We start from the raw sequence: 24,828 nt of genomic DNA, 5'->3' as shown, positions 1-24,828 counted from the left end.
CCACGCGGCGATACAACCGGAACTTTGTGCTAACTCCTTGATTCTACAGGAAGTTGCGACGGCTGAAAAGTGGAACCGTTGTCGCACGGCAACGATCCGTTGCAACCCGCAAATCCGCAACTCAAGCCGCAAACACATATGACGGTGCGACTTAAGGATGGTCCTTGTGGAGACCCACCTCGGGCGCGCAGAATCGGTGACGCCAGACACCATTCCCCGAAGGCCGACGCCATGCAACCCGTTTCGCGACTGCCAGAGACCGAAGACGACGAGCTGCCGCGCGAATTCCTGGAACTGGGCCGCCAGATTGCGACGCTCGCCGGCCCCCGCCCGCCGGAACTGGACATCGCCTATCAGCGCGTGCTGGAATCGGTTCGCCGTCGGCGTCGGATTCTGTCGCTGGTGCAGGAAGCTCTCTCGCAGCTCCGGCTCGACATCAAATACCTGATGTTCGATCTCGAAGTCACCCGCAAGGAACGGGATGAACTGAAGCAGCAGCTCGAGGAACGCTAAACCTCGCGGTCGCCCCAGCGCTTCATCAGCGAGTGCTCGACGCCGAGCTGGTCGCAGATCCGGGCGACCACGAAATCCACCAGGTCGTGCAGCGACTGTGGCTCGTGATAGAACCCCGGCATCGCCGGCAGGATCACGACTCCCAGGTCCGACAGCCGGGCCATGTTGGTCAGGGCGATGCTGCTCAGCGGCGTCTCGCGCGGGACCAGGACCAGCTTGCGACGCTCTTTCAGATGGACGTCGGCAGCCCGGTGAATCAGGTTTTGCGACTGCCCCGTGGCAATGCCGGCCAGCGTCCCCATCGAACAGGGGCAGACGACCATTCCGCCGGTCAGAAATGAGCCGCTGGCGATTCCGGCCCGATAGTCGCGGACCGGGTGATAGACGAGGCGACCGCCGGTTGGCGATGATCCCTCGGCGGAGATCTCCGTCAATCGCGGCGGACAGAGCCGGCGATAGGGGCCGTCTTCCGGCAGGCTGTCCCATTTGGGAAAGAGCTGGGCCGGGGAAAACTCCGTCACGCTGACCTGCAGGCCGAGTTCGTACTTCATGACCTCGGTGGCGGCGGCGCTCAGCGTCAGATGCACCGTCCGCCCGGCGGCCAGCAGCACGTCCAGCAGCCGGATGGCGTACGGGGCGCCGCTGGCTCCGGTGATGGCGACGACGAGATCATGACCCTGAGGCACAGCATCGCTCCGATCGGGTGGCACGCCCTGAGGTCTTGCAAAGGGCGTGATCTTGAACTGCAAAGACACGCCCTTCGAGGACTCAGGGCGTGCCACCCTGAAGAACTGGCTTACGCCGGCTTCCGGCCGATATAAAGCGTCGAAATGCCAAATGTCAGCGGCGTGAAGGTCACGCCGGTCATGCCGCAGGCGGTCATGATGTCCGCCAGCGCCTGGCCGTGCGGGAACTCCGAGACTGAGGCCGGCAGGTAGTTATAGGCCGACTGCTGATTGCGGGCGACCAGTTGCCCGATCAGCGGGAGGATATTCTTGAAGTACCACAAATAGAACGCCCGGAAGAAGCGGTTGCCGGGGACGGAAAACTCCAGCACGGCGACCCGGCCGCCCGGCCGGCAGACCCGCAGCATCTCTTTCAGGCCACGCTGCGTGTCGGAGACATTTCGCAGCCCGAATGCCACCGAAACGATCTGAAAGTGATCGTCCCGGAAGGGAAGCTCCTGCGTATCGGCCTCGCCGAATTCGAGCGGTTGGCCCCCCGCGGCGATGGCCTTGCCGATCTGCTTGTCCCGCTTGATGCGGGCCAGGACGAGCATTTCGGGGGTGAAGTCGGTGGCCTGGACTTCGATCTGGCCCCGGCCGCGCTTCCAGTAGGCCAGCGCCAGGTCGCCGGTGCCCGTGCAGACGTCGAGAATCGGCGCGTCCCCTTCCGGGCTGCATTTGCGGACGGTCCGCCAGCGCCAGTAGTAGTCCACGCCGCCTGACAGCAGGTGGTTCAGCAGATCGTATCGGCCGGAGATCTCGCCGAACATCTGCTTGACGCGCGAGCCAGTCTTATCCACCACGACGCTCATCCCAGTCCTCCCGGCCCGCGACGCAATCCATATTCCGCCCAGCGCTGCGTCACGCGCTCGGAGACTTCGCCGGAGGTGCGCAGCGCGGCGGGCCAGGGCCGGGCTGCTCCTTCCTCAGGGAGTTTACGCGTGGCGTCGATGCCCATCCGCCGGCCGACGCCGCGAATCGGCAAGGCATGGTCGTCCCAATGCATCGGTCCGTCGCTGAATACCACGTCCCGCTCGGGATTCACATGCACGCCTGCGGCGTACCAGACTTCTTCGGGACGCTGCACGTTCACGTCAGCGTCGACGATGACGGTCGTCTTGGTCTGGGCGATCGGCCCGAAACTCCAGACGGCGTTCAGAACCCGCCGGGCCTGGTAGGGAATGTCTTTGCGGATCGATACGAACAGGTAGTTTCGTCCGGCTCCGAATGCCGGGGCGTGGCAGTCGACGACTTCCGGAGCGGCGAGCTGCAGCATCGGCGTCAGGAGACGTTCCCTGGCGAGCTGCAGCCAGTAGTCTTCCATCGGCGGGCGGCCGTAGACCAGCGTCGGCCAGACGGGATTGGCCCGGTGGGTGACGGCGGAGACCTGGATCACCGGCAGTTCTTCCGGGGGGAGATAGTATCCGGTGCCGCAGCCGGCGGGGGCGGACAGCTCCAGCGGACCGTCGGCGTCGATGAAGCCTTCGATGACAATTTCTGCGTTCGCCGGGACTTCGACGTCGTTGGTCCGGCACTTGACCAGTTCGATGCTCGAACTTCGCAGAAAACCTCCGAGCAGACAGGGATCGGCGGGGAAGGGGAGTCCGGCGGAGGCCATCAGCGGGAAGACAGGGTCGCCACCCAGGGCGATGGCGATCGGCAACTGCCGCTGAGCCGCCCGCGCCGCGCGACAGTGTCGACAGGCCGCGTAGTCGTGATGCCATTGTGGCAGGAGCCGGGTCCGGTCGACGAGCTGCAGGGGAAAGGCTCCCACGCCGCGAGTTTGTCCGTCGGGATCGCGGGTGTAGATCTGGCCCTGGGTGATGAGGGGGTTAATTTCGTCGGGCCAACAGCGGGGGACCGGGAAATCCCAGAGATTCACATCGCGGCCGAGTTTGACCACCTGCTGGCAGAGGCCGGTTTTGACGGTTCGCGGCGGCAGCATGGATCGCTGGGCCAGTTCCGGCATTCGTTTCAGGGTCCCCAGCCAGCCGTCGGGGAGTTCCGGCTGCAGGAAGGCCAGCATCCGCTGGGAGAGTTCGTCGAGGGATTTGACGCCGAGCGCGCGGCAGAGCCGCTGCCGGCTGCCGAGCAGATTGGCAACGACGGGGATCGTGCTGCCGCGGACGTTTTCGAAGAAGAGGGCGGGGCCGCCGCCCGGGATTTTGCAGATCCGGTCGGTGATTTCGGCGAGCTCCAGGGCGGAGTCGACGGGTACGGGGATCCGTACCAGCTCCCCGGCGTCCTGCAGCTCGGCCAGAAAATCTCCCAGCAGTTCGTAGGCCATCTCTCTCGCGATCCCGGCTTGCGCGATGCTCAGAACGGATGGAGGTGAACCACGAATGGCACGAATTGACACGAAGAAATGCGGAAGAGCTGAACCACGGAAGACACGGAGAACACGGAAATGAAGTCAGGCTCTTTGAGTTGACTTCCGGCAGTCTTGAGGACCGCCAATTGCTGGAGGAGTCTTGAGTCTCGTACCGGCCCAGCCCAGTTCCCGCTCAGTCACTCTCCCTCAGCTTCTGTCTGTCTCCGTGCATTCCGTGAGCTCCGTGGTTTCCGACTCTTTCCCCTACCTGGACTTCGTGTTCATTCGTGCGATTCGTGGTTTGTCCGTTCCGTTGCGGATTATAGGAGGTCCCGCGGCAATTTGCCCCTGCTCCGGAATCGACTTTCCACGCCGGTTCGAGTCCAATTCCAGCCCGGCGAGTCCCCCTCTTTCGAAAGACCGTGGCCCGATGCTCGAACGCAATCTGCTGTGGTGGCTGATCGGCTCGTCGACGGTCGCCTTTGTCTGGCCCCGGATTGCGGGCGGCGGCTTCGATCCGTGGGTGGGGAGCAAGCCGTATCTGAATCTGGCGATCGCCCTGGTCATGTTTTTCGTCGGCTGCCTGCTCAAGTGGTCAGATATTGTGGCCATCGGCCGCCGGTGGCCCGCCGTCGTCCTGGGGACCGTGACGCAGTACACGGTGATGCCGCTGGCCGCGTATCTGATCGGTCATGCGTTTCAGTTTCCTCCGGACCTGCTGATCGGCGTGGTGATGGTGGGTTGCGTCCCGGGCGCCATGGCCTCGAATGTGATCACCCTTTCGGCGGGCGGGAACCTGAGCTATTCCGTGGCCCTCACGACCAGTTCGACGTTTCTGTCGCCGGTCGTCGTGCCGCTGCTGCTCTGGCTGACGCTCGGCGCTACGCACAAGGTCGACATGGTTCAGACCGGCATCATGCTCGTCCTGCAGGTCGTGCTGCCGGTGTTGCTGGGGCTGGGGCTGTGCCGGGTTTCGGCAGTCTTCCAACGGCTGGCGGACCGGTGGGCTCCGAGTCTGGCCAATCTGATGATCCTCTGGGTGATTGCCACGGTGGTCGGTCTCAATCGTGACCGGCTCGGGAGCGTGCGGGCCGACGTCCTGGTGGCGCTGCTCTTGATCAACGTGCTGGGTTACATCGGCGGCTATTGGGCCGGCGCAGCCATGCGGTCCGACGTTCCCATGCGGCGGACGCTGGCGATCGAAGTCGGCATGCAGAACTGCGGTCTCGGAACAACCCTCGTCCTGCACCTCTTTCCAGACTATCCCGCGGCGGCAATTCCCACCGCCGCCTACACGTTCGGGTGCGTGCTGACGGCCTCGCTGCTGGCCCGGCACTGGTCGCGGGCGCCGGCCGTGGAGGTGGCTCCGGCGTAGGGCAGGCTCCCGCCCAATCTCGTTCGGCACGGTGCTTGCATAATCTATGGCGGCTGGGGGAAGGCGGCGAGGAGTTCTTCGTCGTCGGCCCAGCCGGTCATGTAGAGACAGACCATTTCATACGCTCGACGCGACAGGTTGCCTCCCGTCGCCAGGGCCAGGAGCAGCCCGGCGAGCAGCGAACAGTAGAGCTGGATCTCCACGCCCCGCGTCTTCGCCGAGAGCAGTTGCTTGCAGCCCAGCACCTGCTTCAGAAACCGGAAGAACAGCTCGATCTGCCACCGGCATTCATAGATTAGCACCACCTGTTCGGCCGGGAGATCCAGCAGCGTCGTGGCCAGGATCAGGCCTTCCCGCCCGGTCTGGTCGCTGCGAAGCCGCCCCTGCCTTGCCGAACTCGGTCGACCGGGCACTGGCTCGACGGTGATCCGCCGCACGACGTGATTGGTTCTTGCGGGACTGGCTCCGCTGCCGCCGCCCAGCGCGATCAGTTCATCCGCCACGACCCCCGCGGCGCGATCGGCTTCGGTGAGCGCGGGGAGTTGAACCGCATGACCGTTCGCGTCGTTGACCAGTCCCTCGACCACGCGACCGTCCCCGCGATTGAGCCGGCAGACGTAGTCGCAGCGGGCTTCGACCAGTTCGTTGAACACCACGGCCGAGCGATAGCCCCGGTCCAGAATATAAAGGTCTCCCGGCGCACCGGCGGGTTGCGGTTCGCGGGCCTGGATCTGCTGGAGCGTGACGGCGCGCTCGGAGTGCGGCCCTTTGGCCGGCTCCTCGGTGAGGGTCGAGGCCACGACCCTCTGGTCGTGAATGCGAAGCTGGGTGTGCAGCCGCCACTGGCCTTGAGAACCGCGTCCCAGCCGGGCGGCGATCTGCGGCAAGGCCGACAGCACGGTCCCGTCGACGGCGACGAGACGTTCGACGATCGGGTTGGGAAGGCGTCCCAGCCGACCGCTGCGGCTCACGCGGAACTGATGCCGGGCGAACTGGCGGCGGAGTTCGTGAACGAGTCCTTCCAGGAGCGAGGGATCGAAGACGGACGAGGCCTCGGAGAAGGCCCCGGCCGAGACCTTTTGCCCGCCGGCGAGCTGTTGGACCTTTTTCAGTCCCGAGGCTGCGACGAGCGCCCGGGCGGACTTGAGAACGGGGTTGAAGAAGCCGATCAGGAGGAGCGCGGCATACTGGCTGTAGAACAGCTGCCGGTTGCGAGCGGTGTCGCGTTCTGTCCCGCAGGGAGCCAATCGTTGCAGCAGCGGAAAGATGCGCCGCAGCAGGACGGTCCCGGCCAAAGGACCAATCAGCTCCCGCCGCTCCTCCTCCGTCAGCCCCTTCTCCGCCATCGCCACTCCCTCCGCAGGGAGAAAGACTACAATCTCAATCGGCCTGCGCAAAAAGCGTGCCGAACGAGATTGGGCTCCCGCCTGCCGATGTGCGGGCGGCCATCGCGGCGCCTTCGCGGGACTTGGAGGTTTGATTGTGGGGGAGCGGCGGAAGGCAGTGCAAAGTGAAAAATGCAAAATGAGAAGTGCAAAGTGACGGGAGCGGAGCGCGCACGGGGGCGCCGGGCGGGACTCGGGGAGTTCGCTCTGCGAAGTGGCTCAGGTTGGCCGGCCAGGACAGAGCGGGAACGGTCCTGAATCAACCGCTCCCGCCCCGTCTTTCGGCTGGCACTGGATCAGGTCTGACCTTGCGCGGGGACGCAACGGGAAGACTCGACGCCGAGGAATGCGCGCACAAAGTGCGCCCTGGGACCTCCCTTTCGAGAAGTCCCCCCTGGGCCCTGATCAGGCCCGCAGCCGGGATTGTGCGCTCGAGCAGCGCGGCCGTCCGCGCCGTGGATCCAGCTCGCCTCGCACCCGACAAGAGGACACGCTGACACTGGTTCGTCTGTCGTGCAAGAGCAGTTTTCGGGGAAATTCGAAAAATGCGGAAGATTTCTCGCGGAGACGCAGAGGCCGGAGGAGATCGCAGAGAGGACCGGAGGGGGGAAGATTTCACGCAAAGGCGCGAAACGGAACGCAAAGACGCCAAGAAGAGGAAATGTCGAATGAGGAAGGCGGAATGTCGAAAGGAGTCGTGAGCCGGAAATGAGGTGCATTCCGTTGCTCTGGCGATATGCAATCTACGAGCGGTTGAGTGTTCATCGGCGGCGTCTTGCGGCGAAGCCGCCCGGCCTGCGGCCGGGCTGGCCGATGAGGGAGGATGGCTTCTCGCGGGATTCATTGATCCGCCAACCGGCCCAGTCGCTCCGCGGTCTCGTAAGCCCTGATGATCAGCGTGCGGTCGGTGGAATCGCCTTTCAGCAGCCGTTCAACCGCCGCCCGCTCGGTCTCCGCACCCGAACCGTGCGTTTTGAGTATGTCCAGAGCTGCGATTCCCAGTTTCGCCCCGTCCTGCCCAGGTAACTGGTCAAGCGTGCGAATTGCCGCGTTGATGCAACGACCTCGCAAGCCGTCGGGCGCGCGATTTAACAAACGGAATGCCGACCGGCGGAGCAGGGGATCCTGCTGCAGATCCTCCGCAAGTTCGAGGGCCAGTTTGGTGATGGGCGGCGAGAGCGAGTTCTCCGTGGCCAGAATGGTCGCAGCACCATTCCGGACGTCCGTCGGTTGTTTTGGGTCGAGGAACAGCGACTCGGTCACGTTTCGAAGGTCACGCTGAAACGCCGGAGTACCACGGTAAGTGATGACCATCCATCTGAATGTTGACAACGATTCCAGCGCGGCGGCTCGACTGGAGGCCTTAATCTCCTGACGAACTGCGACGGCGATCATCCTACGGCCGATCTCATCAACGGTTGCGGTTCCCAATCCGAAAAGCTGGGGTAACGCGTTATGGCGGATGAAATCCGCTTCATACGATGTGCAATCCGACGATGAGAGCGCGTCGGTCAGACTGGCGAGCACATCATCCTGTTTCGTGCCCAGGTTCACCAGGAGCCAGAGTGCGGTGATTCGTCCAGCATCGTTCCTCGCATCGGTCAGAGCCCGCCGCGCGACGGCGTATGCCTTTGGCTGAGGCTGCTGCTTGAGGGCGGCGTGCAGGAGTTCGGTCAGCTCCCAGTGGACATCGGCATGTGTCTCGGGATTGAAATGAGCCCGATCCAGCTTGCGGAAGGTCGTTTGAACGGGGAAGTCGACGAAGTCTTCGCGCCCTTTCCAGTCACTGACTAGACGCTGTAGAGTCTTGACCCGGGCGTCAGTATTCTCGGCCATTGTCGCATCGACTGGCTGGCTGTCGTCGGCGTTGGTTGAAAACGCTGCAGATGACGCAAGGCACAGGACCAGCAAAGCTTTGAGTGACCGCAACATCGCTGACTCCTCAGGAAGAATAACGGCTAAGATCTAGCCGAACTCGTCGTCGGCCGGTAGATCAACTCTCGCACGGCGCTGCGAGTTTCGTCTCCGCTGGGAATGGTCACTCTGCCGAACCTTGGGCAGCTCGTCCGTGTCGCAAGGTTTCGGCCGACCATCGGAATGTCATTCATTCCGATGAGCTGTCGGTTAGAGAGGACTGCGAAACAACCATGATCACGACCGCCATTGAAAAACTGCAGACTGTTCAGGCGAAGCGGCAGTATGCCCGGATCGCCCGCTCCGGCGTGTCTCAGTCGGCCGACTATCATTTCGTGCTCGACGTCGGCCCGAAACTGGTTCTGCTGCAGGATGAATCGAGCTTCCGTCTCGACGGCTACAGCATCGTGAATCTCGCGGACGTGACTGCAGTTCGCAGCGGCCGCCTGGAGCGCTTCAGCGAACGGATGCTGAAAGGGGAGAAGATCCGACCGGCGCTGCCTCCGGTCCGCGTCGACCTGACCGACTGGCGCACTGTTCTCAAGTCGTTGCAGACATCTGGAAAGAACCTGATCATCGAGTGCGAGACCGGCGACGAAGACCTCGACGAGTTTTACATCGGGCGGATTGAGAAGTTGAACAAAGCTACGGTTTCCTTCCGGCACTTCGATGCCCTCGGGCAATGGGATGATGAACCGACAACGATCCGGTTCCGCGACATCACCCGGGTGCGGTTCGATGAGCGCTATATTGAGGTGTATTCGAAACATCTGAAGACGCCGTAATCGGCACGTTTCGCGCGACAGGAGGGAGCCATCATGGGCTGGGAAGTTCACCTGACCCGCGCTGAGGACTGGGCGGAGAGCCACGAGCGGCCGATTGCCGTCGAGGAGTGGCTGGCGGTCGTGGAGGGCGATCTGGAGCTGCGGATCGATCCGGCGAATGGGCCGTATTTTGCCGTCTGGTCGGGGCCGTGTTCATATCCGGAGGGGGGCTGGTTCGACTGGACCGACGGCTGCATCACGACCAAGCACCCCGACCGGGCGATTCTGGGGAAGCTGCTGCAGCTTGGCGAAAAGCTGGGGGGCGTCGTGCAGGGGGATGATGGGGAGGTTTATGCGCGGGCTGAAGATCTGCCGGACGATGCGATGCCTCAGACGGTGCGGCCGTGGTGGAAGTTCTGGTGAGGGGCGAGACGGCGAACGGTTACTTCGGCGGGGTGGGCCAGATTGGCCGTCTGCGGTCGATCCGGGTGGCGAAGATGACAGGAGGGTCATGCCACAATCGTCTCGCACGCCCTCCTGTCGCTGCACGACCCCGGTAGCCATCGAAATGACAACCGGGGCCACTCACCGTCTCAGGATGTCCCGGATGTGAAATGCGAGTGAAGTGAGCATTCGCCTTACGAATGGGGGATGGCGTGGCTACGATGCTTGAGGTTCTCGGTGAGCAATCTCGAAGGAGTCGATTGTACCTGCCGTTCTGGAGCTGACTTCCTCATGACCAAGCCGCCCGTCCCAGAGAGTCGCACCTACGTCCACGAAACATGCCAGGGTACGACGGAGGTGCGCGAGCATGCGTTCGAAGAGATGTCGAATCCCCTGTCGGATGTCCCTCAGACCTGGTGTGCTGTGTGTGACGGGTTTCGGCCGGTGTGTGAATTCGCTTGGGCTGACACTGGTGAGAAGATCACCGACTACCGTGCTCGCCACAGTGCCCGGGCAACGTCCCTGGAACGCATCTTCTGTTCGCGAGTGGTCTGGTTTGGGACATTGGCCGTTGCGGGGATTGCGGGGATGGCAGGAGGGTTCGTCCTCTTCGCGGACTCGGGATGGCTGATGAAGATCATCATGATCCCATTCACCGGTTTTATGTGCGTGGTTCTCATCGGTGCAGCCATGATTGAGACGACGAAGACTATCTTGTGGCGCGTCTGTGGATTCAGAGAGACTCGCCTGCTGAAGTAGTCTGCCGGACCGGCGCCGACGCCTTCCGCCTGAGCGGATTGAAATTCAAGCGGGGGCAGACAAGGGATCCAGCGGCTTGAGTTCGACGGTGATTTCGTCGGAGAACGCGGCGATCTGGGGCGGCCTGCGGGGCCGTGTGCCGGGCTGGATCCGTCGGGAGAGAGTTCACCGCGGACCTGACGATCGTCCGAATTGCCCGCTCACTTCGACCAGCTCTATGGGCTATTCGGGCCGGGCGGTTCCCACGGTCAGCTCATCGATCCACAGCATCTGCTCGTGCGGCAGGAGGCCGGGGCCGAAGTAGGGGGTCAGCAGAAACTGGTTGAACTTCATGTTCGGAAAGTCGGTCGAGCGGAGGACGACGTCGGTCCGGTCGATGACGAGTTTGCCGTCGAACCAGCCGCGGACGATGCCGTCGGCGTTCGGTTTATCGTTCTTCAGATCGAGCGAGTTCAGCGTGAACTGGGCTTCGATCTGATGCCACTGGTCGTCGACGAACAGTTTTTCCTGGCTGTCGAACATCGTCCCGTTGTAACCGCCGCGGAGGGGACCCTGGGTGAGGCCGTGCGGGGCGTCCTTATTCTGGATGTCCTGGGCGGCCAGCCGCAGCTTGCCGTTGCAGGGTTCGATGTAGACGGTGAGGCGGCTGGCCGCCGGGCCGGCCCACTTGGCGTTTTCGGTGGTCATGAAGTGCATGAGGTGGGGGTGATAGTTGCGTCCGGTCCAGCCCCAGTCTTTGGAGAGTTTGAGGTGACAGCGGAGGTAGACGGTTTCGGTCGGTTCGAAGAGCCGGCGGACGCCCGAGGAGTTGTCGGGCGTGGTGCCGCCCGTTTTCCAGTGATACATCAGGCAGCCGTCGCCGCGGTGCATGCCGGTGCGGTCGACGTCGAACTTCTGGCCGTCGTACCAGCCGCGACTCAGCAGCTTCGCGTCGTCGAAGCCTTCGGTGACGAGGGGGGCAGGGGGCTGGGCGAGGGCCAGTGTCAAGAATGTGGCGAGAGTGGAGTGCATGGGAGTGAGTTCCGGGGAGGATTTTCGGGGCGACGCATCCCCCCGGCCTCACGGCACGGGGCTATGGCTCTGGCGCCCCTGTTCGGGGCCAATCAGAAGATGGTGAGCGGGAGCCCACCCTACGGGGGCGACTCACGCCAGGACGTCGTGCATGACTTGGCCGAAGTCCATATCTAGGCGTTTACGGCCGGGGATTTCCAGCCGGCGGTTGTCGAGGCCGAGCAGGTGCAGAACGGTGGCGTGCAGGTCGGTCACGTAGTGGCCGTCGCCGAGGGCGTGGTAGCCGAGCTCGTCGGTGGCGCCGTGGACGTAGCCCTTCTTGATGCCGGCCCCGGCCATCCAGATGGTGAAGCCGTTGGGGTGGTGGTCGCGGCCGTCTTTGCCGCCGCCGCGGAGCTCAAGGCCGGGCGTCCGGCCGAATTCCGTGCAGAAGACGACGGTGACGTCGTCCATCAGTCCGCGCTGCTTGAGGTCCTGGATCAGGCCGGCGATCGGCTTGTCGATGGTCGCGCAGAGACGGGTGTGATTGTCTTTGAGCTTCTGGTGGGAGTCCCAGACGCCGTAGGTGGAGGGGAAGACCTGTACGAAGCGGACGCCCCGTTCGACGAGCCGGCGGGCGGCGAGGAGGCGCTGGCCGGCGAGTTTGGTGGCGTCCTGGTCGAGTCCGTAGAGCTGCTGAGTGGCGGCGGTTTCGCTGGCGAGGTCGATGGCATCGGGGGTGGCGGACTGCATCCGGAAGGCGAGTTCGTAGGCGCGGATGCGGGCGCGCAGATCGGGGTCGTCGGGGTACTCAACCGCGGAGAGTTCGTTGAGCTGGCCGATCAGTTCGTATTCGCGGCGCTGCTCGGCGGCGGTCTGCTTGCCGGCCCGCTGACCGAAGGGGAGGGGCTCTTTGGGATCGAGGGCGAGAGGGACGCCGGCGTGCTGGGGGCCGAGGTAGTACGAATCAATCGACTGCCGGGTGTCGGTGCGGGTCGGTCCGCCAAGAACGACGTAGCTGGGGAGATTGTCGTTGAGCGAGCCGAGGCCGTAGTGGGCCCAGGAACCGATGGTGGGCTGGGGTTCGTCGAGGCGGTGGCGGCCGGTGTGGATCTGGTTTTCGGCGGCGTGGTCGTTGTCGGTGGTCCACATGTTGCGGACGAAGCAGAGATCGTCGACGCACCGAGAAAGGTGGGGCCACCAGTCGGTGATTTCGATGCCGCTTTCGCCGTGTTTGTTCCAGCCGACCTGCATGGGGTAGATCGTGGGATAGACGTCGCGGACGTTGATTTCTTCGGCGGCGACGGAGCGGAAGCGTTTTTTGTGGAGCGGAGAGTGGACGGGGTTTTCGAACGGGGTTTTGTCGAAGGTCATGCCGGCGTACTGATTGAGGGCCGGTTTGGGATCGAAGGTTTCGAGGTGGCTGTAGCCGCCCGAGAGAAAGACCCAGATGATCGATTTGGCCCTGGGAGCGAAGTGCGGGAGGCCGGTGGGCGTGCTGGCGGTTTCGCCGGCGCGGAGGACGCCGTCCCGGGCAAGCAGGGCTCCGAGTGAGAGGCCGGTGAAACCCATTCCGAGATCGGACAGGAATGCCCGCCGGGACTGGCAGTTGCAGGAGGTGTGTGCGGATTCGGTCGGCATGGCGAGGCTTTCAGCGGATGGCGACGAAATCATTGTGATTGAGCAGGGCGCGGACGAGGCTTTCGCGCAGGGCCTGGGGATCGGTGGAGACGTCGGGCGCGGTCGGCGGCGACAGGAACTGCCGGCAGAGCTGCAGCTCCCGATCGGTGGGAGAGCGGGCCAGAATCTGCTCGCTGGCGGCGATGATGAATGCGTCCGGTTGCGATTGCTGTTCGACGGGGAGGGACGCTTGGAGCTGGGTGGCGAGGACGCCGCTCAGTTCGTGGACGAGCTGGCTGTTGGTGAGGGCGAGGGCCTGCTGGGGGATGACGCTGCGTGTCCGGCGGTAGCAGTCGGCAGGTTCGGGGGCGTCGAAGAGGGCGCCAAACTGGCTTTTGCCGTCGAGCTCGGGGTTGCAACTGTAGTAGAGAGTCCGGCGGAAGGTGGTGAGGGCCACTTTGTTTTCCAGTTCCTGCCCGCCGATCTGTCCATCGAGCCGGTTGGCGCTGTAGAGCAGGCTGTCGCGGAGGACTTCGGCTTCCATGCGGCCGACGTTCATCCGCCAGAGAGAGTGGTTTTCGGGATCGACGGACTGCGCGTGCTCCGTGCCTGAGCCGGCGGCGGAGGACATGCGGTAGGCCTCGCTGGTGACGATGAGGCGATGGAGATGCCGCATGCTCCAGCCGGAGTCCATCAGCTCGGCGGCGAGCCAGTCGAGCAGGGCCGGGTGAGTGGGGGCGGCGCCGTTCCGGCCGAAGTCGGAGACGGTTGCGACGAGCGGCGCGTGGAAATGGCGGAGCCAGATGTGGTTGACGGCGACGCGGGCGGTGAGGGGGTTCTGCCTGTTGCCGATCCACTCGACGAGGGCTTTGCGGCGGCCGGTGCTGGTTGAGGGATAGGTGGGTGACAGAGGGGGATAGCTCATCGCCTGGGCGGGGTCGTCGAAGGCGGTCTGCGCCTGCTGCAGTGCGGTCTGTTTTGCGGCGATCTGTTTGCCGGCGGCATCGATCTCCTTGGCCCGGCTCGCGTCGCTGGCGGGTTTGGCTTCGGCGGCAGCGAGGGCTTGTTCGGCAGCAAGCAGGTCGGCCTGAGCGGTCTTCAGGGCGGCGTCGCGATGGGCGAGGCTGGCGGTGCGGGTCAGGCTTTCGACATCCGCGCCGGGGGTTTCGCCGAATCTGGCGCGATCGGCGGCGATGCGGGCTTCGAGGCTGGTCAGCTCGGCGCGGGCGGCGACTTCGCGGGCGGTGAGGGCCTGGAGTTGCAGCTTCTGGGCGGCGACGGCCTGCCGGGCGGCGCGAAGGCTGGTCAGCAGAGTCTGAAGCTGCGGGTCGTCGATCATGAGCGAGATGAGCGAGGTCGCGGGGGCCTGGCTGAACGAGGAGCCGATCCAGCCGTCGACGCCGACAACGTCGCGGCCTTCTGGATAAAGGGGTGGTTCGAAGTCAAACGATTCCAGGGGCCGGGATGGGGCCAGGGCGCTGGCCGGGTGGCTTTGCGTGGCGCCGGGCTCAATCAGCAGGACGTCGTCGAAGGCGGCCACGCTGCCGGTGTGGGCGTCGAAGGAGATGGCTTTGGTGGGATCGCCGGCGGGGTTCCAGCCGTTGAGGGCGACCGGGACGTTCTCCACCAGCAACTGCCGGGGAGCGTGCGAGTGGATGGTCAGCAGACACTGATCGGCGGCGGGCTGGAATTGCAGGCTGACTTCGAATTGCCGCTGACCGGCGGCGAAACTGTAGCGGCCGACTTCGAGCTCGGTGAATGAGCCGGGTTTGTAGGAGACGATCCGGCCCTGATCGAAGGCGACATAGCCGGCGGTCAGGCCTTTGAGATGGTCCTTGGCGAGCTGGAAGTTGACGTGCGCGTCTTTCAAGATGCGGAGCTGAAACTGCAGTTCGGTGCCGTCGACGAGGGGAGACAGGTGCGGCAGCGTGCGCTGGACGAGCCGACGACCTGCGGTGGCGTCGAGGAGGAGAGATTGCCGGCCGGAGAGTGCGCTCGACTGACTAACGGCGGCGGCGGACTGCCGGGCCGCGGCGAATGCGGTTTCGGCCTGCGCGAGTTGCATCTGCAGGGGGGGCAGGGCGGTTTCGATGGCCCGTCGGCTGGCGGCGAGAGCGGTTTCGCTGGCGGTGATGGCCGAGCGTGTTTCGGCGAGGAGCGTGTCTTGAATGCCAGGCTGCAGGCCGGGATACCAGGCGCGCGGCGGAAGCGTGCGGGGTTCGATCGGGCTGGCGGTGCTGGCCAGGAAGGCGGGGAATCCCGGAGCGATGGAGCCCTTGTCGGCGACGCGGTTGCGTTCGTCGCCGCCGGTGTAGAACCAGGTGGGAGCGTCGGGGGACTTGTCGAAGATCTGGACTGAGCCGATGCGGACGACCTTGCGGAGCGTGGAGTAGTTGTACTCCTGAAAGGGGCCCGGGTCGGCTTCGCCCGGGACGCGGTCCTGGCGGATGCCGATCGGTTCGAAGAAGGCCCGCAGGCGGAAGTAATCTTCCTGGGTGATCGGGTCGTATTTGTGATCGTGACAGTGGGCGCAGTTGAAGGTCAGTCCCAGAAACGCCTTGCCAGCGTGCTCGACGTTGCTGCGCATCCAGTCGTTCGGATTGAGGGCGTACCAGTTGCGGATGAGGTAGCCGGTGGCATAGCCGGCCTCGGGGTCCTCGGGAGCAATTTCGTCCGCGGCGAGCATTTCGGCGACCATGCGGTCGTAGCCCTTGTCGGCGTTGAGCGAGCGGACGATCCAGTCCCGCCAGCGCCAGATCTGCGGGGCGCTGTTCCAGACGTCGGGGACCATCCGGCGGCCGTACCAGTCGCTGTAGCGCCAGACGTCCATCCAGTGCCTGGCCCAGCGTTCGCCGTGTTGAGGGCTTGCCAACAGGCGGTCGACGAGGCGTTCATAGGCGTCGGGAGCGTCGTCCGCGAGAAAGGCCTGGAGCTCGCCGCGCGTGGGAGGGAGCCCGGTGAGATCGAGCGTCACGCGGCGGAGCAGGGCGGACTTTGCCGCGGGAGGTTGCGGCGTCAGGCCCTGCCGCGTGAGTTCGGCCGCGATGAAGGAGTCGATCGGGTTGCGGCTCCAGGCGCTGTCATCGAGAGTCGGGACGGCGGGGCGGACAACGGTCTGGAAGGCCCAGTGCTGACGGGGATCCTGCTCGGGTTCTTCGCGGTCCGGGGAGGGGGCGCCCGCGGCGATCCAGGCGCGGATGGCGGCAATTTCTTCCGGGGCGAGGGGGTGGCCTTCGGGAGGCATGCGGCCATCGGCCAATTCCGCGGTGAGTCGGTCCAGCAGGGGGCTCTTGTCGGGGAGGCCGGGTTTGACGACCGGTGCTCCGTCGGCGGTCTGCTGCATGGAGCGGGCGGTATCGAGGCGGAGACCGGCTTCCTGTTTGAGGGCGCCGTGGCAGGCATAGCAGCGGGCTTTGAGGAGCGGCTTGATCTGACGGGTGTAGTCGACCGGTTCGGCGGCGCACAACGAAGACGGCGCAGCCAGACCGATGAAGCATGCGACGAACCAGCGCCGGTAGATGGCGAACATGGCGATGATTCCCGCGAGGCCAGGGAAACGGCACGACCAGGGAGGGTGTTTCGCTGCGGCGAGACTATGCTATCAACGGGGGTTGATGCGTGCCATCCCGGTCTGGGAGAGTTCCGGGAGATTACTGCGGGGTGAGCTGGACGGGGTTGTGTTTGATCGGCGACGGGCGGGAGCCGGATTTGGGCTGGTAAATGGGGTCGGCCCGGCCCATGTCGGCGAGGCGGACGACCAGCAGCCGCTGGCGTTTGGTGTCGCCGTCGCGGGTGCGGAAGAAGCTGTCGCCGAGCGTCCCTTCGAGGCCGTCTTCGGCGGTGATGACGGCGAATTCGCCGACGCCGAGCGTGATCGAGAATTTCTGGGCCTCGCGGGCGAGGACCTGCTGTCCTCCCTTGAGGATCCAGCCGGTTTCGGCGGCCTGGCGACGGAGGACCGATTCGCCGTGGTGGACTTCGGGGAGGAAGTCGACGCGAACCCAGCCATCCTGCAGTCGGACGGCGCGGACGCTGAAGACGCAACGGGCGTTGGCAAACGTCCGTTCGGATTCCTCGTCCTCGGGAAGTTTGATCGTGCAGGATTCGAGGGGGGGGCTGGTCTGGACTTCGGTTTCCTTGCCGGACTGGACGACCAGCCGACGACCTTTCAGGAGGTTCTGGGAGTCGGCGTCGGCATCGGTGATTTCGGAAACCATGCCGAGGAGCGTCTGCAGAGCTTCCGGGGGGTTCGAGCTGACGTGGCCGATCCGGAACCCGTTCCGCTGGAGGGTGCTGCGAGTCCTGGGGGGGAGGGCGCCGATCTGGTCGACTTCGCGCCACAGGGCGGGGCCGAGGAGGGGGTCTTCGGGGGAGCGTTCGACAAAGATCAGTTCGAGCTGGATCGTGCCGCTGCCGGCTTGCATCTGCGGCAGCAGCGGGCGATTGGTGGAGACGTTTTCGCGGTCGAGGCCGGGAATGAGGCTGCAGCCGCCGAGCACGGCCGAACCCAGAAGGATCAGCCATACCCACGGTCGCGACAGTCGTCGGGTTCGAGCAGCGGCCCGAGCCACGGAACCGGCCTCACAGAGGGGAATCTCGAAATGGATCACAGGGAGTCGGGACTTGTAGGCGAAATTCGGCATGGAGGTCAACGAGAACTTGGCGGTTTGCGGAGCGTTTCGAGCGAGAAGACTGCGATGTGCTCATCCTCAAAGCAGGGGAGACGTCCGACAAAGGCCGATCGATGCGACTGATCGACGATCGCGTAGTCCAGGCGAAACTGGTCGGCGATGCGGACGAAGTCCGCCGGGGTCAGCGAGCGGTAGAAGTTGTTGCGACGGTCGAGAATGCTTCGTCCGGGAAAGTCCCGGAGCCGGTCCAGGCTGCCGTAGCCGATTTCCAGCCGACGGGCGTACTCGCGGAAGGCGTCTTCGCGGAACGGAAAGGCCTCGGAGGCGAGGACCGCCCGTCGGCCGAGGACGGGGAGATCCTGATGGAGCTTGTTCGTGTAGGGGAGGTGGAAGACGGCGTCGGGGGACGTTGAGGCGTCGACCCAGTCGTAGAAGGCCGGCGAGCGATCCCGGATCGACTGCAGATCGTCTCTGCAGTTTGCAAAGAGCGCGACAGCCGCGACGAGTGCGGCAACCGTCGTGCGCGCGGGGGTGAAAAGTCGCTGGAGGGCGATGAAGAAACGCTGCAGGAGTGCTGGCAGCGGCTGGACGGGGGGCTTGAGTTCGAGGGCGACTGAGAGGACGAGCACCGCCAGCAGGTAGAAGCCGACCGAGCAGAAGCGGGTCGGGCCAAGCTGGACGATCTGCTTCGAGGGCCAGACCTCGGCGCCGACGTACTGCAGCGCCAGAGAGCCGGTGCAGGCCAGGATGTAGAGGCCCGCCAACGCTGCCAGTCGTGGCCGGCGGATGCGCCAGGCGGCGATTCCGGTGGCGGCCATCAGTCCGAGGAGCAGCAGCAGGCTGACCCACCACGGGTACTTCGTATGGCTGCCGAGTTGAGCGAGGTCGTAGTGGAACGGATGGCTCATCCGGAGATAGACGTCGGTGAACTCCGCAGTCGACAGGGGGGATGCGGGCCGATACCACCGGGAGACGGCCAAGGCCGGGAGGAGTACTCCCAGAAGTCCTCGAATGGCATGCATTATCCAGTCCGTTCGGCGGACGGTGGTCAGTCCGGCGAAGCACCAGACGATCAGGCCGATCGCTGGATGGATCAGGGTGGCGGCGATCCAGAGGGGAAGGGTGGCGGCAGCGCGCCGGCCGGAGAGCCGGGAGTCAATGACGATCGCCAGCAGACCGAGGAGGAGCGAGAAGGGGTGCGGGCCGACAAAGAGGGGGTACGGGGTCCACCAGGCGATGGAGAACCATGCGGCGAAGTTGCGGTTCATGATCAGGGCGACGGCGAGACCGGCGAGCACGCGTGCAATGCCTTGCCGTCGGTCGTCGGAGAGGCGTTCGCGGACGGCGGCGAGGAGCGTCAGGTACCAGAGGGGCGGAAAAGCGACGACCAGCAGCACCTTCAGCGCGAAGTAGATCGCGTACCAGTCGACTCGGAACAGCTCGATGAGGCCGAGGACCAGATTGCCGAAAATGAGTCGCGGATTCGCCTGAGACGCGGCGTTCGTGAAGTCGTCGTGCGGGAGAAACGCGGGGTCGGCCTGGCGTTCGTAGAACGCGGCCATATCGATGGCGGGCCAGTCATACGCTGTCGGACCGCGGTTGAGAAATATCGCGATCGACAGTGCGATCAGCAGGGCGACGATCCCGGCGTCGATGGAGGACCACGACCAGCGAGGGGGCGATGAAGTCCGTTGGTCCGCAGACATGGTGGGCGTCCGCCGGGAGTGTCTCGTCGCCTTGTTACCTGCGGAAGTTATCGCGGACTTCCTCGACATGGGTGACGGGAGGGGCCGCCGTCCGATCCGGCGGGAGGGACTGAATCCACTCGGCGATCACAGCGGCCGCCTGGGCATCGACAACGGTCGAGCCGAGAGGGGGCATGCGGCTTTCGGGGACGGAGGACGACATTCTCAGGTAGATCATGGAGTGTTCCAGGTCACCCGGTCGAATGATCCGAGTATTGGGGCCGGGAGGGCCGGCGTGATACGCGGGGCCGTTCACGATGCCTGTGTACGGAATGGGGTGCAGAAATCGAGCGTCGAAGGCGGCAAACTGCCGCTCGGGGTTGTGGCATACCGAGCAGTTTACATGCAGGTACGAGCGGACGCGGTCCTCCAGCGACGCCGTCGCGTCGTGCAGCGGAGCCAGCGGCTGCCGGGGCGTCGACCGGGCGAGCGCGGCATCGGCCGGGGAAATGACTCCGTTCAGCGACAGAACTTCGAACTGATGCAGCGATTCTCCGCCGGGACAGGGCACGTCCCGGTCGAGCTGTTTCAGGGAGAAGCCGAGGATGTGTCCGGAGGCGTCGTTGTGGCAGAGCAGGCACTCAAAGCGTCCCGGATACATCCAGGTCTGTTGCGCAGGCCGCCCCTGGCCGTCGACGCATTCGATGACTTCTTCCTCGTTAAAGTTGACGATGCGCGTCTCGTGTCCGTCCGCTGACCAGCGGTACGAGGCGCCGAAGACATCGCCGCCGGGGCTGCAGATCAGGACGCGTGTTTCGAGCGGTCGCAGTTGTTCCGGGCGCCGCCGGTCGGTGGCCAGGGCGAAGTGTTTGACGAAGACGGCGCCGGCGGGAATGTCGAGTTGCCCGTCCTCCTTGAGCGTGACCTGTTTGTCGGGCGGGGGGGCGATCCAGCGCCGTTTGTCGGCGCCATCCGACCAGAGGGGAGTGTTGACTTCGAAGGGAGTCAGGCGGGGGTGGGGAGTCGAGGCCGACTCGTCGAGGAAGAGTCCGGTGTCGGCCAGCGTCGGGGGCATGGCGTCGCGCTCAGTCGGGGCGGTTTTTCGCAGGCGGTAAACGCTGCCGGTTTCCGAGGCGAGTTTTCCGATCAGGCAGAAGTAGAGTTCGCCGTCGACGTCTTCGCCCAGGGAGGAGATGCCGATCCCGGGTTCGGGGAGCATGGCGATCAGGCGGTTCTCGCCGGCGCGAGTTCCTTCGTCGAGGAGCTCCAGGGCGTAAATGCGACCGCTCTGATCGGCATAGACGTATTGCCCCTGCAACTCGGGGAAGCTGGGGCCGCGATAGACGTAGCCACCGATGACGCAGCGATGGGCGAAGTCGCGCGTGTATTCGAAGAGGGGGGGCGTGGGGATGCCGCGTCGGGCGCTGGAGGCTGGCGCCGTGCGGTTCTCGAGAGTTCCTTCCCAGTCGCCCCAGCCGCAGTTGCTCCCTTTCTCGACGAGATTGATTTCTTCGCGAGATTTGTCGCCGGGGTCGGAGACGTAGAGTTTCCCGGACTTTCGGTCGAAGGACATTCGCCACGGATTTCGGAGGCCGATGGCGTAGAACTCTTCGAGGGCGTCGGGCTCACCGACGAAGGGGTTGTCGGACGGGATCAGATATCCGGCGGTCTTTCCGGTTGCCGGCTGGCGGGGAGGGGCATGGCTGATTGTTCCGCCGCGGCGATCGACGTCGATTCTGAGGACGCCGGAGAACAGATCGCGGCCGATTTGCTGGGCATGGGAATTCGGACCGTCGTTGGCATCGTCGCCGACGGCCACGTAGAGAAAGCCGTCGGGGCCGAAGGCGAGGCTGCCGGCGTTGTGGGCCTGGTGATGATCGAGCTGGTCAATGAGGATTTCTTCGGTGGCCGGGTCAACTCGATCGAGCTGGCCGGGGAACGTGCGGAAGCGGGAGAGGCGGCAGACGAGGCCCTGCTCGCTCCGTCCGACATAAAACGCAAAGACTTCGCCGCGATGCGGCGAAGTCTGACGGGAGAACTCGGGATGGAGGGCCAGTCCGAGAAGTCCTTCTCCGGCTCGAAAGGCGGTCAGCACGGTCTGAGATTCGAGGTTCAGAAAGGCTGAGCGGGAGAAATCGCCCTGGTCATTCCTGCGGATGGCCTGGACGGTTCCCGACCGCTCGACGACGAGGAGCGTGGTGCGGTCTTCTCCCAGCGGCGCCACAAACAGCGGGTCCCAGAACTTGTGTTCCCCAAACGCCGGTTCGCAGACAAACGGCAGGAAGTGTCCGGGGGTCGCCGGGAGTCGAATGGGAGCGGGCCGAACGGAATTGGCGGAAGGCGCCGGCGGAGCGATCCGCAATGGCTGTGGTATCCGGGATGGCAACGCAGTCAGCGCCAGTGCTGCGAGGGCGATTATTCCTCCTGCGGCCAGTCCCGCGCGACGCCACGCACGCTTCGCCCCTTGGAGTGGTTCCGGTTGATCCATGCGTTGGGCTCCGGGTTCTGGTGCAAAGTGGAATGAGTGATGAGTCGTGCAGACCTGTTGAGGTCGCCGGTGACGCCGTGCCGGAGATCGCTGGGTAGACGGGAGTCGCCGAGCCTGGCGAGGAGACGCCGAGCGGGCGAACCGTAGCAGTCAAGCGGAAAAGTGCAAAGAGAGTTTTTCACCGGGATTTCACGGGTGGAGGACTGCGGACAGTGAGTACGGGTTGTAACGTTGTGACGTGCCAAGGATTTTGGCATGTGAAACGCTGAGAATCCGTCTTGAAGCAATTTGACGATTCCGATAAACACTCGCCGCGGGCCAACTTCAGGTCATCTCACTGGTCGGCTGGATCGGTGCGGACGAGCGGGGCAGCAAGTGGCGGCAATGGTTTCCTATTCGATGGCCAGTGGTTCGGACGGCTGCCTCCCGCAATTGTCGGAGGACGGCAGTACGGAGCTGGCCGAGCTGACGCCGGGCCTGCTCGCGCGCCTCGGTCGGGCGCCCGGGTTGGCTACATTGCGTCAGCATGTGCGCAGCGTCTGTCGCTCCCGTTCGAAGCTGGCGATTGTCGGCGGTCTGATGGCCGTCGTGTTGTTTGAGGTGTTGCCGCTCTGGTGGGTCCCGGTTCTCGCGCAGCTCGGGTGGGTGTCCGCGCTGTCGCTCGGAGCCTCGCTGCTGGCGGGCCTGGCCTGCCTGGGAGTGGTGGAGCGACATTCCCCGCTGCATGTCCGATTGCGGCTGGCGGCCTGGCTGGTGGCTGTTTCGGCTGCGGCGTGCGGCATTGCCGTCATGCTGACGGGGGGCGGCGTCGCGTCTCCTCTGGGATATGCCGGCTGGCGGGTCATGCTGGCGTTGAGTCTTCCCGGCGTCATCTGTGCGGCAGCCGGCCTGAGGATTCCAGAACGAAGCCGGCAGCTTGGGGTTGCCGTTTATGCGACCGGGGATGAGGACGTCGCCGGAATCTGGCAAAAGGTCGGGAACCATCTCGATCATGTCCACGTCGATCTGGTCGATGCGACGGTGAATCCGTCGGCCGCTGCGGTGGAGCTGGGGCGGCTGGAGGATGTCCGGCGGTGCTGGCCCGCATTGCCGGTGTGCCTGCACGTCATGTCGCGTCGGCCGCGGTCCTGGGTCGAGCGGACTTGGAGGCAAGTGGACTGGTATCTGTTGCCTTGCGACTCTCGCGACGATCTGACGTCGCTGATGGCGGAATGTCGTCGGCGCGGCAAGCGGGTGGGGATCGTGTGGCAGCAGGGTTTTCCGGTGGAACGGATGCGGCAGTATCTGTCGCAGGTCGATTTCGTGATGGTGATGGGGATTGCTCGGCTGGGAGTCTCGGGTCAGGCTCTCAGCGAGGGTTCGCTGGAGGCCGCGAAGCTTTTCAGCCGGTTGAGCAGCGAGCACCACTTTAAGTTGATGTTTGACGGCGGGGTGAACGTGGAGAACGCAGCGCGAATTCCGGGGGAGTACCTGGTGTCCGCGTCGGGCGTGCTGGCGTCGTCCGTGCCGAAGCGCAGCGCGGAGCTGCTGCGCTGGTCGCCAATTCCTTCGACGGGAGGCAGGCGCGCCGCCTGACAACTCTGGCTCGATGAGAGATTCCAAAAATATGACTCTGACCCGACTTCGCGAAGACGTTTGCCACGCCAATCGAATGCTGCCAGTCCTGGGGCTGGTGGCGATTCACTCGGGGAACGTCAGCGGTTACGAACCTGCATTGGACCGGCTGGTGATCAAGCCGTCCGGGGTGGACTACGATCGCCTGACGCCGGAAATGCTGGTCGAGGTGGAAGTCTCGACCGGGCGGATCGTGTCGGGCGAACTGCGGCCGAGCGTGGATCTGCCGCATCACCTGCATCTGTATCGGCAGATTCCCGGCATTCGCGGGGTCGTGCATACGCACAGCAACTATGCGACGGCGTTTGCGGCACTGCACGAGCCGATACCGCTGTGCCTGACGGCGATTGCCGACGAATTCGGCGGCGAGATTCCTTGTACGCCGTATGTGGACAACAGCGGCGATGCGATTGGTCGGGCGGTGCTGCAGCACCGGACGCAGGCGCCGGCGATCCTGCTGGCCAATCATGGCGTCTTTGCGTGGGGGCCGAGTCCGCGGGAGGCCCTGAAGGCGGCGGCGATGACCGAAGACGTGGCCAAGACGGTGCATCTGGCGCGGCAGATCGGGCAGCCGAAGATGTTGCCGATGGATGAGGCCGCCAAGTGGTACGGCCGCTACCATACGACGTACGGTCAGGGGATGGCGGCGCAGCCGCAGCCCCTGCGAATTGTGGATTCCGCGGCCGATACGGGCGATGACTCGGCTCCCCTCCCCTGGGGCGAAGCGGCCTGACGGTCGATCGGCGCCTGCCGTTTTCATTTCTGCGAGAAGTTTCATGTCTCCACGTCCGCAGTTGTCGATTGTCCTGCCCTGCTACAACGAATCCGCGGGGCTCGCCGCGCTGGTCGAGCGATTCGCCGAGAGCTGCGGCGACGTTTCTTTCGAGCTGATTCTCGTCGACAACGGCTCGACGGACCGGACACAGGAGGTGCTGCCCGGATTGCTGGCGAAGCATCCGTTCGCGCGATCCGTCCGTGTGGAAGTCAATCAGGGGTATGGTCATGGAATCCTGACCGGGCTGCAGGCCGCGACGGCGGAGGTGCTGGCCTGGTCGCATGCCGATCTGCAGACGGATCCGGCGGATGTGTTCCGGGCCTGGAAGCTGTATCAGGAATCGCCAGCTCCGAAGCGAACGCTGGTCAAGGGGCGACGTTACGGGCGGGGGCTCAGCGAGCGGGTCATTACGTGGGGGATGCAGTGCGCCGCCACGGTTTTGCTGCGGACGCCGCTGCACGAGATCAACGCGCAGCCGAAGCTGTTTCATCGGGATCTGCTCGGGGCTCTGGAGCAGCCTCCGCGCGATCTGAGCCTCGACCTGTATGTGCTGTATGCGGCGAAGTGCAATGGCTGGCGGTTCCGGTCGATTCCGGTGGAGTTTCCGCCGCGTCCGCATGGGGTGTCGAGCTGGGCGACTTCGTGGCGGTCGAAGGGGCGGACGATCGGGCGGGCGTTGCGCTACCTGGTGAGGCTGGCCGTCGCGCCTGCTCCGCGGCTGAAGGGGAGCGGGCCATCGCATCAAGCGGGATTGATCGGCGCAGAACGCCGGGCGGCGTAGACTGTCCTCGGCGTCGCCGCCGCCCCCGATGGATGGTCTGTTAAAGTCCGGTAA

General features: G+C 64.7%; 19 protein-coding genes. 8 read left to right on the top strand and 11 right to left on the bottom strand.

Annotation, left to right across the window (positions count from 1 at the left end):
• Positions 1-231: 231 nt before the first annotated feature.
• On the top strand, positions 232-513 hold the full coding sequence (locus SH412_RS15685; RefSeq protein ID WP_336518958.1) for a transcriptional regulator: 282 nt from the start codon (positions 232-234) through the stop codon (positions 511-513).
• Here SH412_RS15685 and SH412_RS15680 read toward each other — a convergent pair.
• From SH412_RS15680 to SH412_RS15670, 3 genes are all read right to left on the bottom strand, one after another.
• Positions 510-1,199 carry a UbiX family flavin prenyltransferase gene (locus tag SH412_RS15680; protein ID WP_336518957.1) on the bottom strand — a complete coding sequence of 230 codons (690 nt, stop codon included), beginning with the start codon at positions 1,197-1,199 and terminating at the stop codon, positions 510-512. The two genes, SH412_RS15685 and SH412_RS15680, sit on opposite strands and share 4 nt — an antisense overlap.
• A gap of 110 nt (positions 1,200-1,309) precedes the next feature.
• Positions 1,310-2,050: a bifunctional demethylmenaquinone methyltransferase/2-methoxy-6-polyprenyl-1,4-benzoquinol methylase UbiE gene (gene ubiE, locus SH412_RS15675; RefSeq protein WP_336518956.1), complete on the bottom strand. Its 741-nt coding sequence runs from the start codon at positions 2,048-2,050 to the stop codon at positions 1,310-1,312.
• Positions 2,047-3,525 carry a UbiD family decarboxylase gene (locus SH412_RS15670; protein WP_336518955.1) on the bottom strand — a complete coding sequence of 493 codons (1,479 nt, stop codon included), beginning with the start codon at positions 3,523-3,525 and terminating at the stop codon, positions 2,047-2,049. The genes ubiE and SH412_RS15670 overlap by 4 nt, the downstream gene beginning before the upstream one ends.
• A 454-nt stretch (positions 3,526-3,979) precedes the next feature.
• Between SH412_RS15670 and SH412_RS15665 the strand changes: the two genes are divergently transcribed.
• Entirely contained in the window at positions 3,980-4,924 is a 945-nt protein-coding gene (locus SH412_RS15665; RefSeq protein WP_336518954.1) for a bile acid:sodium symporter family protein, read from the top strand.
• Positions 4,925-4,968: 44 nt separating this feature from the next.
• Here the strand turns inward: SH412_RS15665 and SH412_RS15660 are convergent, their stop codons facing one another.
• Positions 4,969-6,270, bottom strand: coding sequence for an IS4 family transposase (locus SH412_RS15660; RefSeq protein WP_419555811.1), 1,302 nt, complete (start codon positions 6,268-6,270; stop codon positions 4,969-4,971).
• Positions 6,271-7,149: 879 nt separating this feature from the next.
• Complete coding sequence (locus tag SH412_RS15655; protein ID WP_336518952.1) at positions 7,150-8,220, bottom strand: hypothetical protein; 1,071 nt, start codon at positions 8,218-8,220, stop codon at positions 7,150-7,152.
• A gap of 236 nt (positions 8,221-8,456) precedes the next feature.
• Between SH412_RS15655 and SH412_RS15650 the strand changes: the two genes are divergently transcribed.
• The 3 genes from SH412_RS15650 (at position 8,457) to SH412_RS15640 (ending at position 10,190) form a co-directional block, all read left to right on the top strand.
• Positions 8,457-9,008: a hypothetical protein gene (locus SH412_RS15650; protein ID WP_336518951.1), complete on the top strand. Its 552-nt coding sequence runs from the start codon at positions 8,457-8,459 to the stop codon at positions 9,006-9,008.
• 33 nt (positions 9,009-9,041) lie between these two features.
• Positions 9,042-9,410, top strand: coding sequence for a hypothetical protein (locus tag SH412_RS15645; RefSeq protein WP_336518950.1), 369 nt, complete (start codon positions 9,042-9,044; stop codon positions 9,408-9,410).
• A 312-nt stretch (positions 9,411-9,722) separates the two neighbouring features.
• Complete coding sequence (locus tag SH412_RS15640; protein ID WP_336518949.1) at positions 9,723-10,190, top strand: hypothetical protein; 468 nt, start codon at positions 9,723-9,725, stop codon at positions 10,188-10,190.
• Positions 10,191-10,412: 222 nt separating this feature from the next.
• Here SH412_RS15640 and SH412_RS15635 read toward each other — a convergent pair whose 3' ends face one another.
• The 6 genes from SH412_RS15635 to SH412_RS15610 form a co-directional block, all read right to left on the bottom strand.
• Entirely contained in the window at positions 10,413-11,201 is a 789-nt protein-coding gene (locus SH412_RS15635) for a hypothetical protein (RefSeq protein ID WP_336518948.1), read from the bottom strand.
• A gap of 132 nt (positions 11,202-11,333) precedes the next feature.
• A complete protein-coding gene (locus tag SH412_RS15630) occupies positions 11,334-12,821 on the bottom strand; it encodes a DUF1501 domain-containing protein (protein WP_336518947.1) in 1,488 nt (495 codons plus the stop codon).
• 10 nt (positions 12,822-12,831) lie between these two features.
• A complete protein-coding gene (locus SH412_RS15625) occupies positions 12,832-16,329 on the bottom strand; it encodes a PSD1 and planctomycete cytochrome C domain-containing protein (protein WP_336518946.1) in 3,498 nt (1,165 codons plus the stop codon).
• A gap of 121 nt (positions 16,330-16,450) precedes the next feature.
• On the bottom strand, positions 16,451-17,299 hold the full coding sequence (locus tag SH412_RS15620) for a hypothetical protein (protein WP_336518945.1): 849 nt from the start codon (positions 17,297-17,299) through the stop codon (positions 16,451-16,453).
• A 149-nt stretch (positions 17,300-17,448) separates the two neighbouring features.
• Positions 17,449-19,137, bottom strand: a complete 1,689-nt coding sequence (locus tag SH412_RS15615; protein WP_336518944.1) for a hypothetical protein — start codon at positions 19,135-19,137, stop codon at positions 17,449-17,451.
• Between the two features lie 34 nt (positions 19,138-19,171).
• Positions 19,172-21,604 carry a PQQ-dependent sugar dehydrogenase gene (locus SH412_RS15610; protein WP_336518943.1) on the bottom strand — a complete coding sequence of 811 codons (2,433 nt, stop codon included), beginning with the start codon at positions 21,602-21,604 and terminating at the stop codon, positions 19,172-19,174.
• A gap of 399 nt (positions 21,605-22,003) precedes the next feature.
• Between SH412_RS15610 and SH412_RS15605 the strand changes: the two genes are divergently transcribed.
• Genes SH412_RS15605 through SH412_RS15595 form a run of 3 tightly spaced genes read left to right on the top strand, consistent with a single transcriptional unit; the run spans position 22,004 to position 24,774 of the window.
• Positions 22,004-23,179, top strand: a complete 1,176-nt coding sequence (locus SH412_RS15605) for a beta/alpha barrel domain-containing protein (RefSeq protein WP_336518942.1) — start codon at positions 22,004-22,006, stop codon at positions 23,177-23,179.
• 31 nt (positions 23,180-23,210) lie between these two features.
• A complete protein-coding gene (locus SH412_RS15600) occupies positions 23,211-23,951 on the top strand; it encodes an L-ribulose-5-phosphate 4-epimerase (protein WP_336518941.1) in 741 nt (246 codons plus the stop codon).
• Positions 23,952-23,994: 43 nt separating this feature from the next.
• Positions 23,995-24,774 (top strand): glycosyltransferase family 2 protein, encoded by a 780-nt coding sequence (locus SH412_RS15595; protein WP_336518940.1) that lies wholly within the window; start codon positions 23,995-23,997, stop codon positions 24,772-24,774.
• Positions 24,775-24,828 lie beyond the last annotated feature (54 nt).

Source organism: Planctellipticum variicoloris (assembly GCF_030622045.1).
Lineage (GTDB): Bacteria > Planctomycetota > Planctomycetia > Planctomycetales > Planctomycetaceae > Planctellipticum > Planctellipticum variicoloris.
This window is presented reverse-complemented; position numbering and strand designations above follow the sequence as displayed.

Bases quoted from the DNA above. Each gene is read 5' to 3' on its own strand.
- SH412_RS15685 (WP_336518958.1), top strand. From the start codon at position 232: ATGCAACCCGTTTCGCGACTGCCAGAGACCGAAGACGACGAGCTGCCG.
- ubiE (WP_336518956.1), bottom strand. From the start codon at position 2,050: ATGAGCGTCGTGGTGGATAAGACTGGCTCGCGCGTCAAGCAGATGTTC.
- SH412_RS15670 (WP_336518955.1), bottom strand. From the start codon at position 3,525: ATGGCCTACGAACTGCTGGGAGATTTTCTGGCCGAGCTGCAGGACGCC.
- SH412_RS15665 (WP_336518954.1), top strand. From the start codon at position 3,980: ATGCTCGAACGCAATCTGCTGTGGTGGCTGATCGGCTCGTCGACGGTC.
- SH412_RS15660 (WP_419555811.1), bottom strand. From the start codon at position 6,270: ATGGCGGAGAAGGGGCTGACGGAGGAGGAGCGGCGGGAGCTGATTGGT.
- SH412_RS15650 (WP_336518951.1), top strand. From the start codon at position 8,457: ATGATCACGACCGCCATTGAAAAACTGCAGACTGTTCAGGCGAAGCGG.
- SH412_RS15645 (WP_336518950.1), top strand. From the start codon at position 9,042: ATGGGCTGGGAAGTTCACCTGACCCGCGCTGAGGACTGGGCGGAGAGC.
- SH412_RS15640 (WP_336518949.1), top strand. From the start codon at position 9,723: ATGACCAAGCCGCCCGTCCCAGAGAGTCGCACCTACGTCCACGAAACA.
- SH412_RS15635 (WP_336518948.1), bottom strand. From the start codon at position 11,201: ATGCACTCCACTCTCGCCACATTCTTGACACTGGCCCTCGCCCAGCCC.
- SH412_RS15630 (WP_336518947.1), bottom strand. From the start codon at position 12,821: ATGCCGACCGAATCCGCACACACCTCCTGCAACTGCCAGTCCCGGCGG.
- SH412_RS15625 (WP_336518946.1), bottom strand. From the start codon at position 16,329: ATGTTCGCCATCTACCGGCGCTGGTTCGTCGCATGCTTCATCGGTCTG.
- SH412_RS15615 (WP_336518944.1), bottom strand. From the start codon at position 19,137: ATGTCTGCGGACCAACGGACTTCATCGCCCCCTCGCTGGTCGTGGTCC.
- SH412_RS15610 (WP_336518943.1), bottom strand. From the start codon at position 21,604: ATGGATCAACCGGAACCACTCCAAGGGGCGAAGCGTGCGTGGCGTCGC.
- SH412_RS15605 (WP_336518942.1), top strand. From the start codon at position 22,004: ATGGCCAGTGGTTCGGACGGCTGCCTCCCGCAATTGTCGGAGGACGGC.
- SH412_RS15600 (WP_336518941.1), top strand. From the start codon at position 23,211: ATGACTCTGACCCGACTTCGCGAAGACGTTTGCCACGCCAATCGAATG.
- SH412_RS15595 (WP_336518940.1), top strand. From the start codon at position 23,995: ATGTCTCCACGTCCGCAGTTGTCGATTGTCCTGCCCTGCTACAACGAA.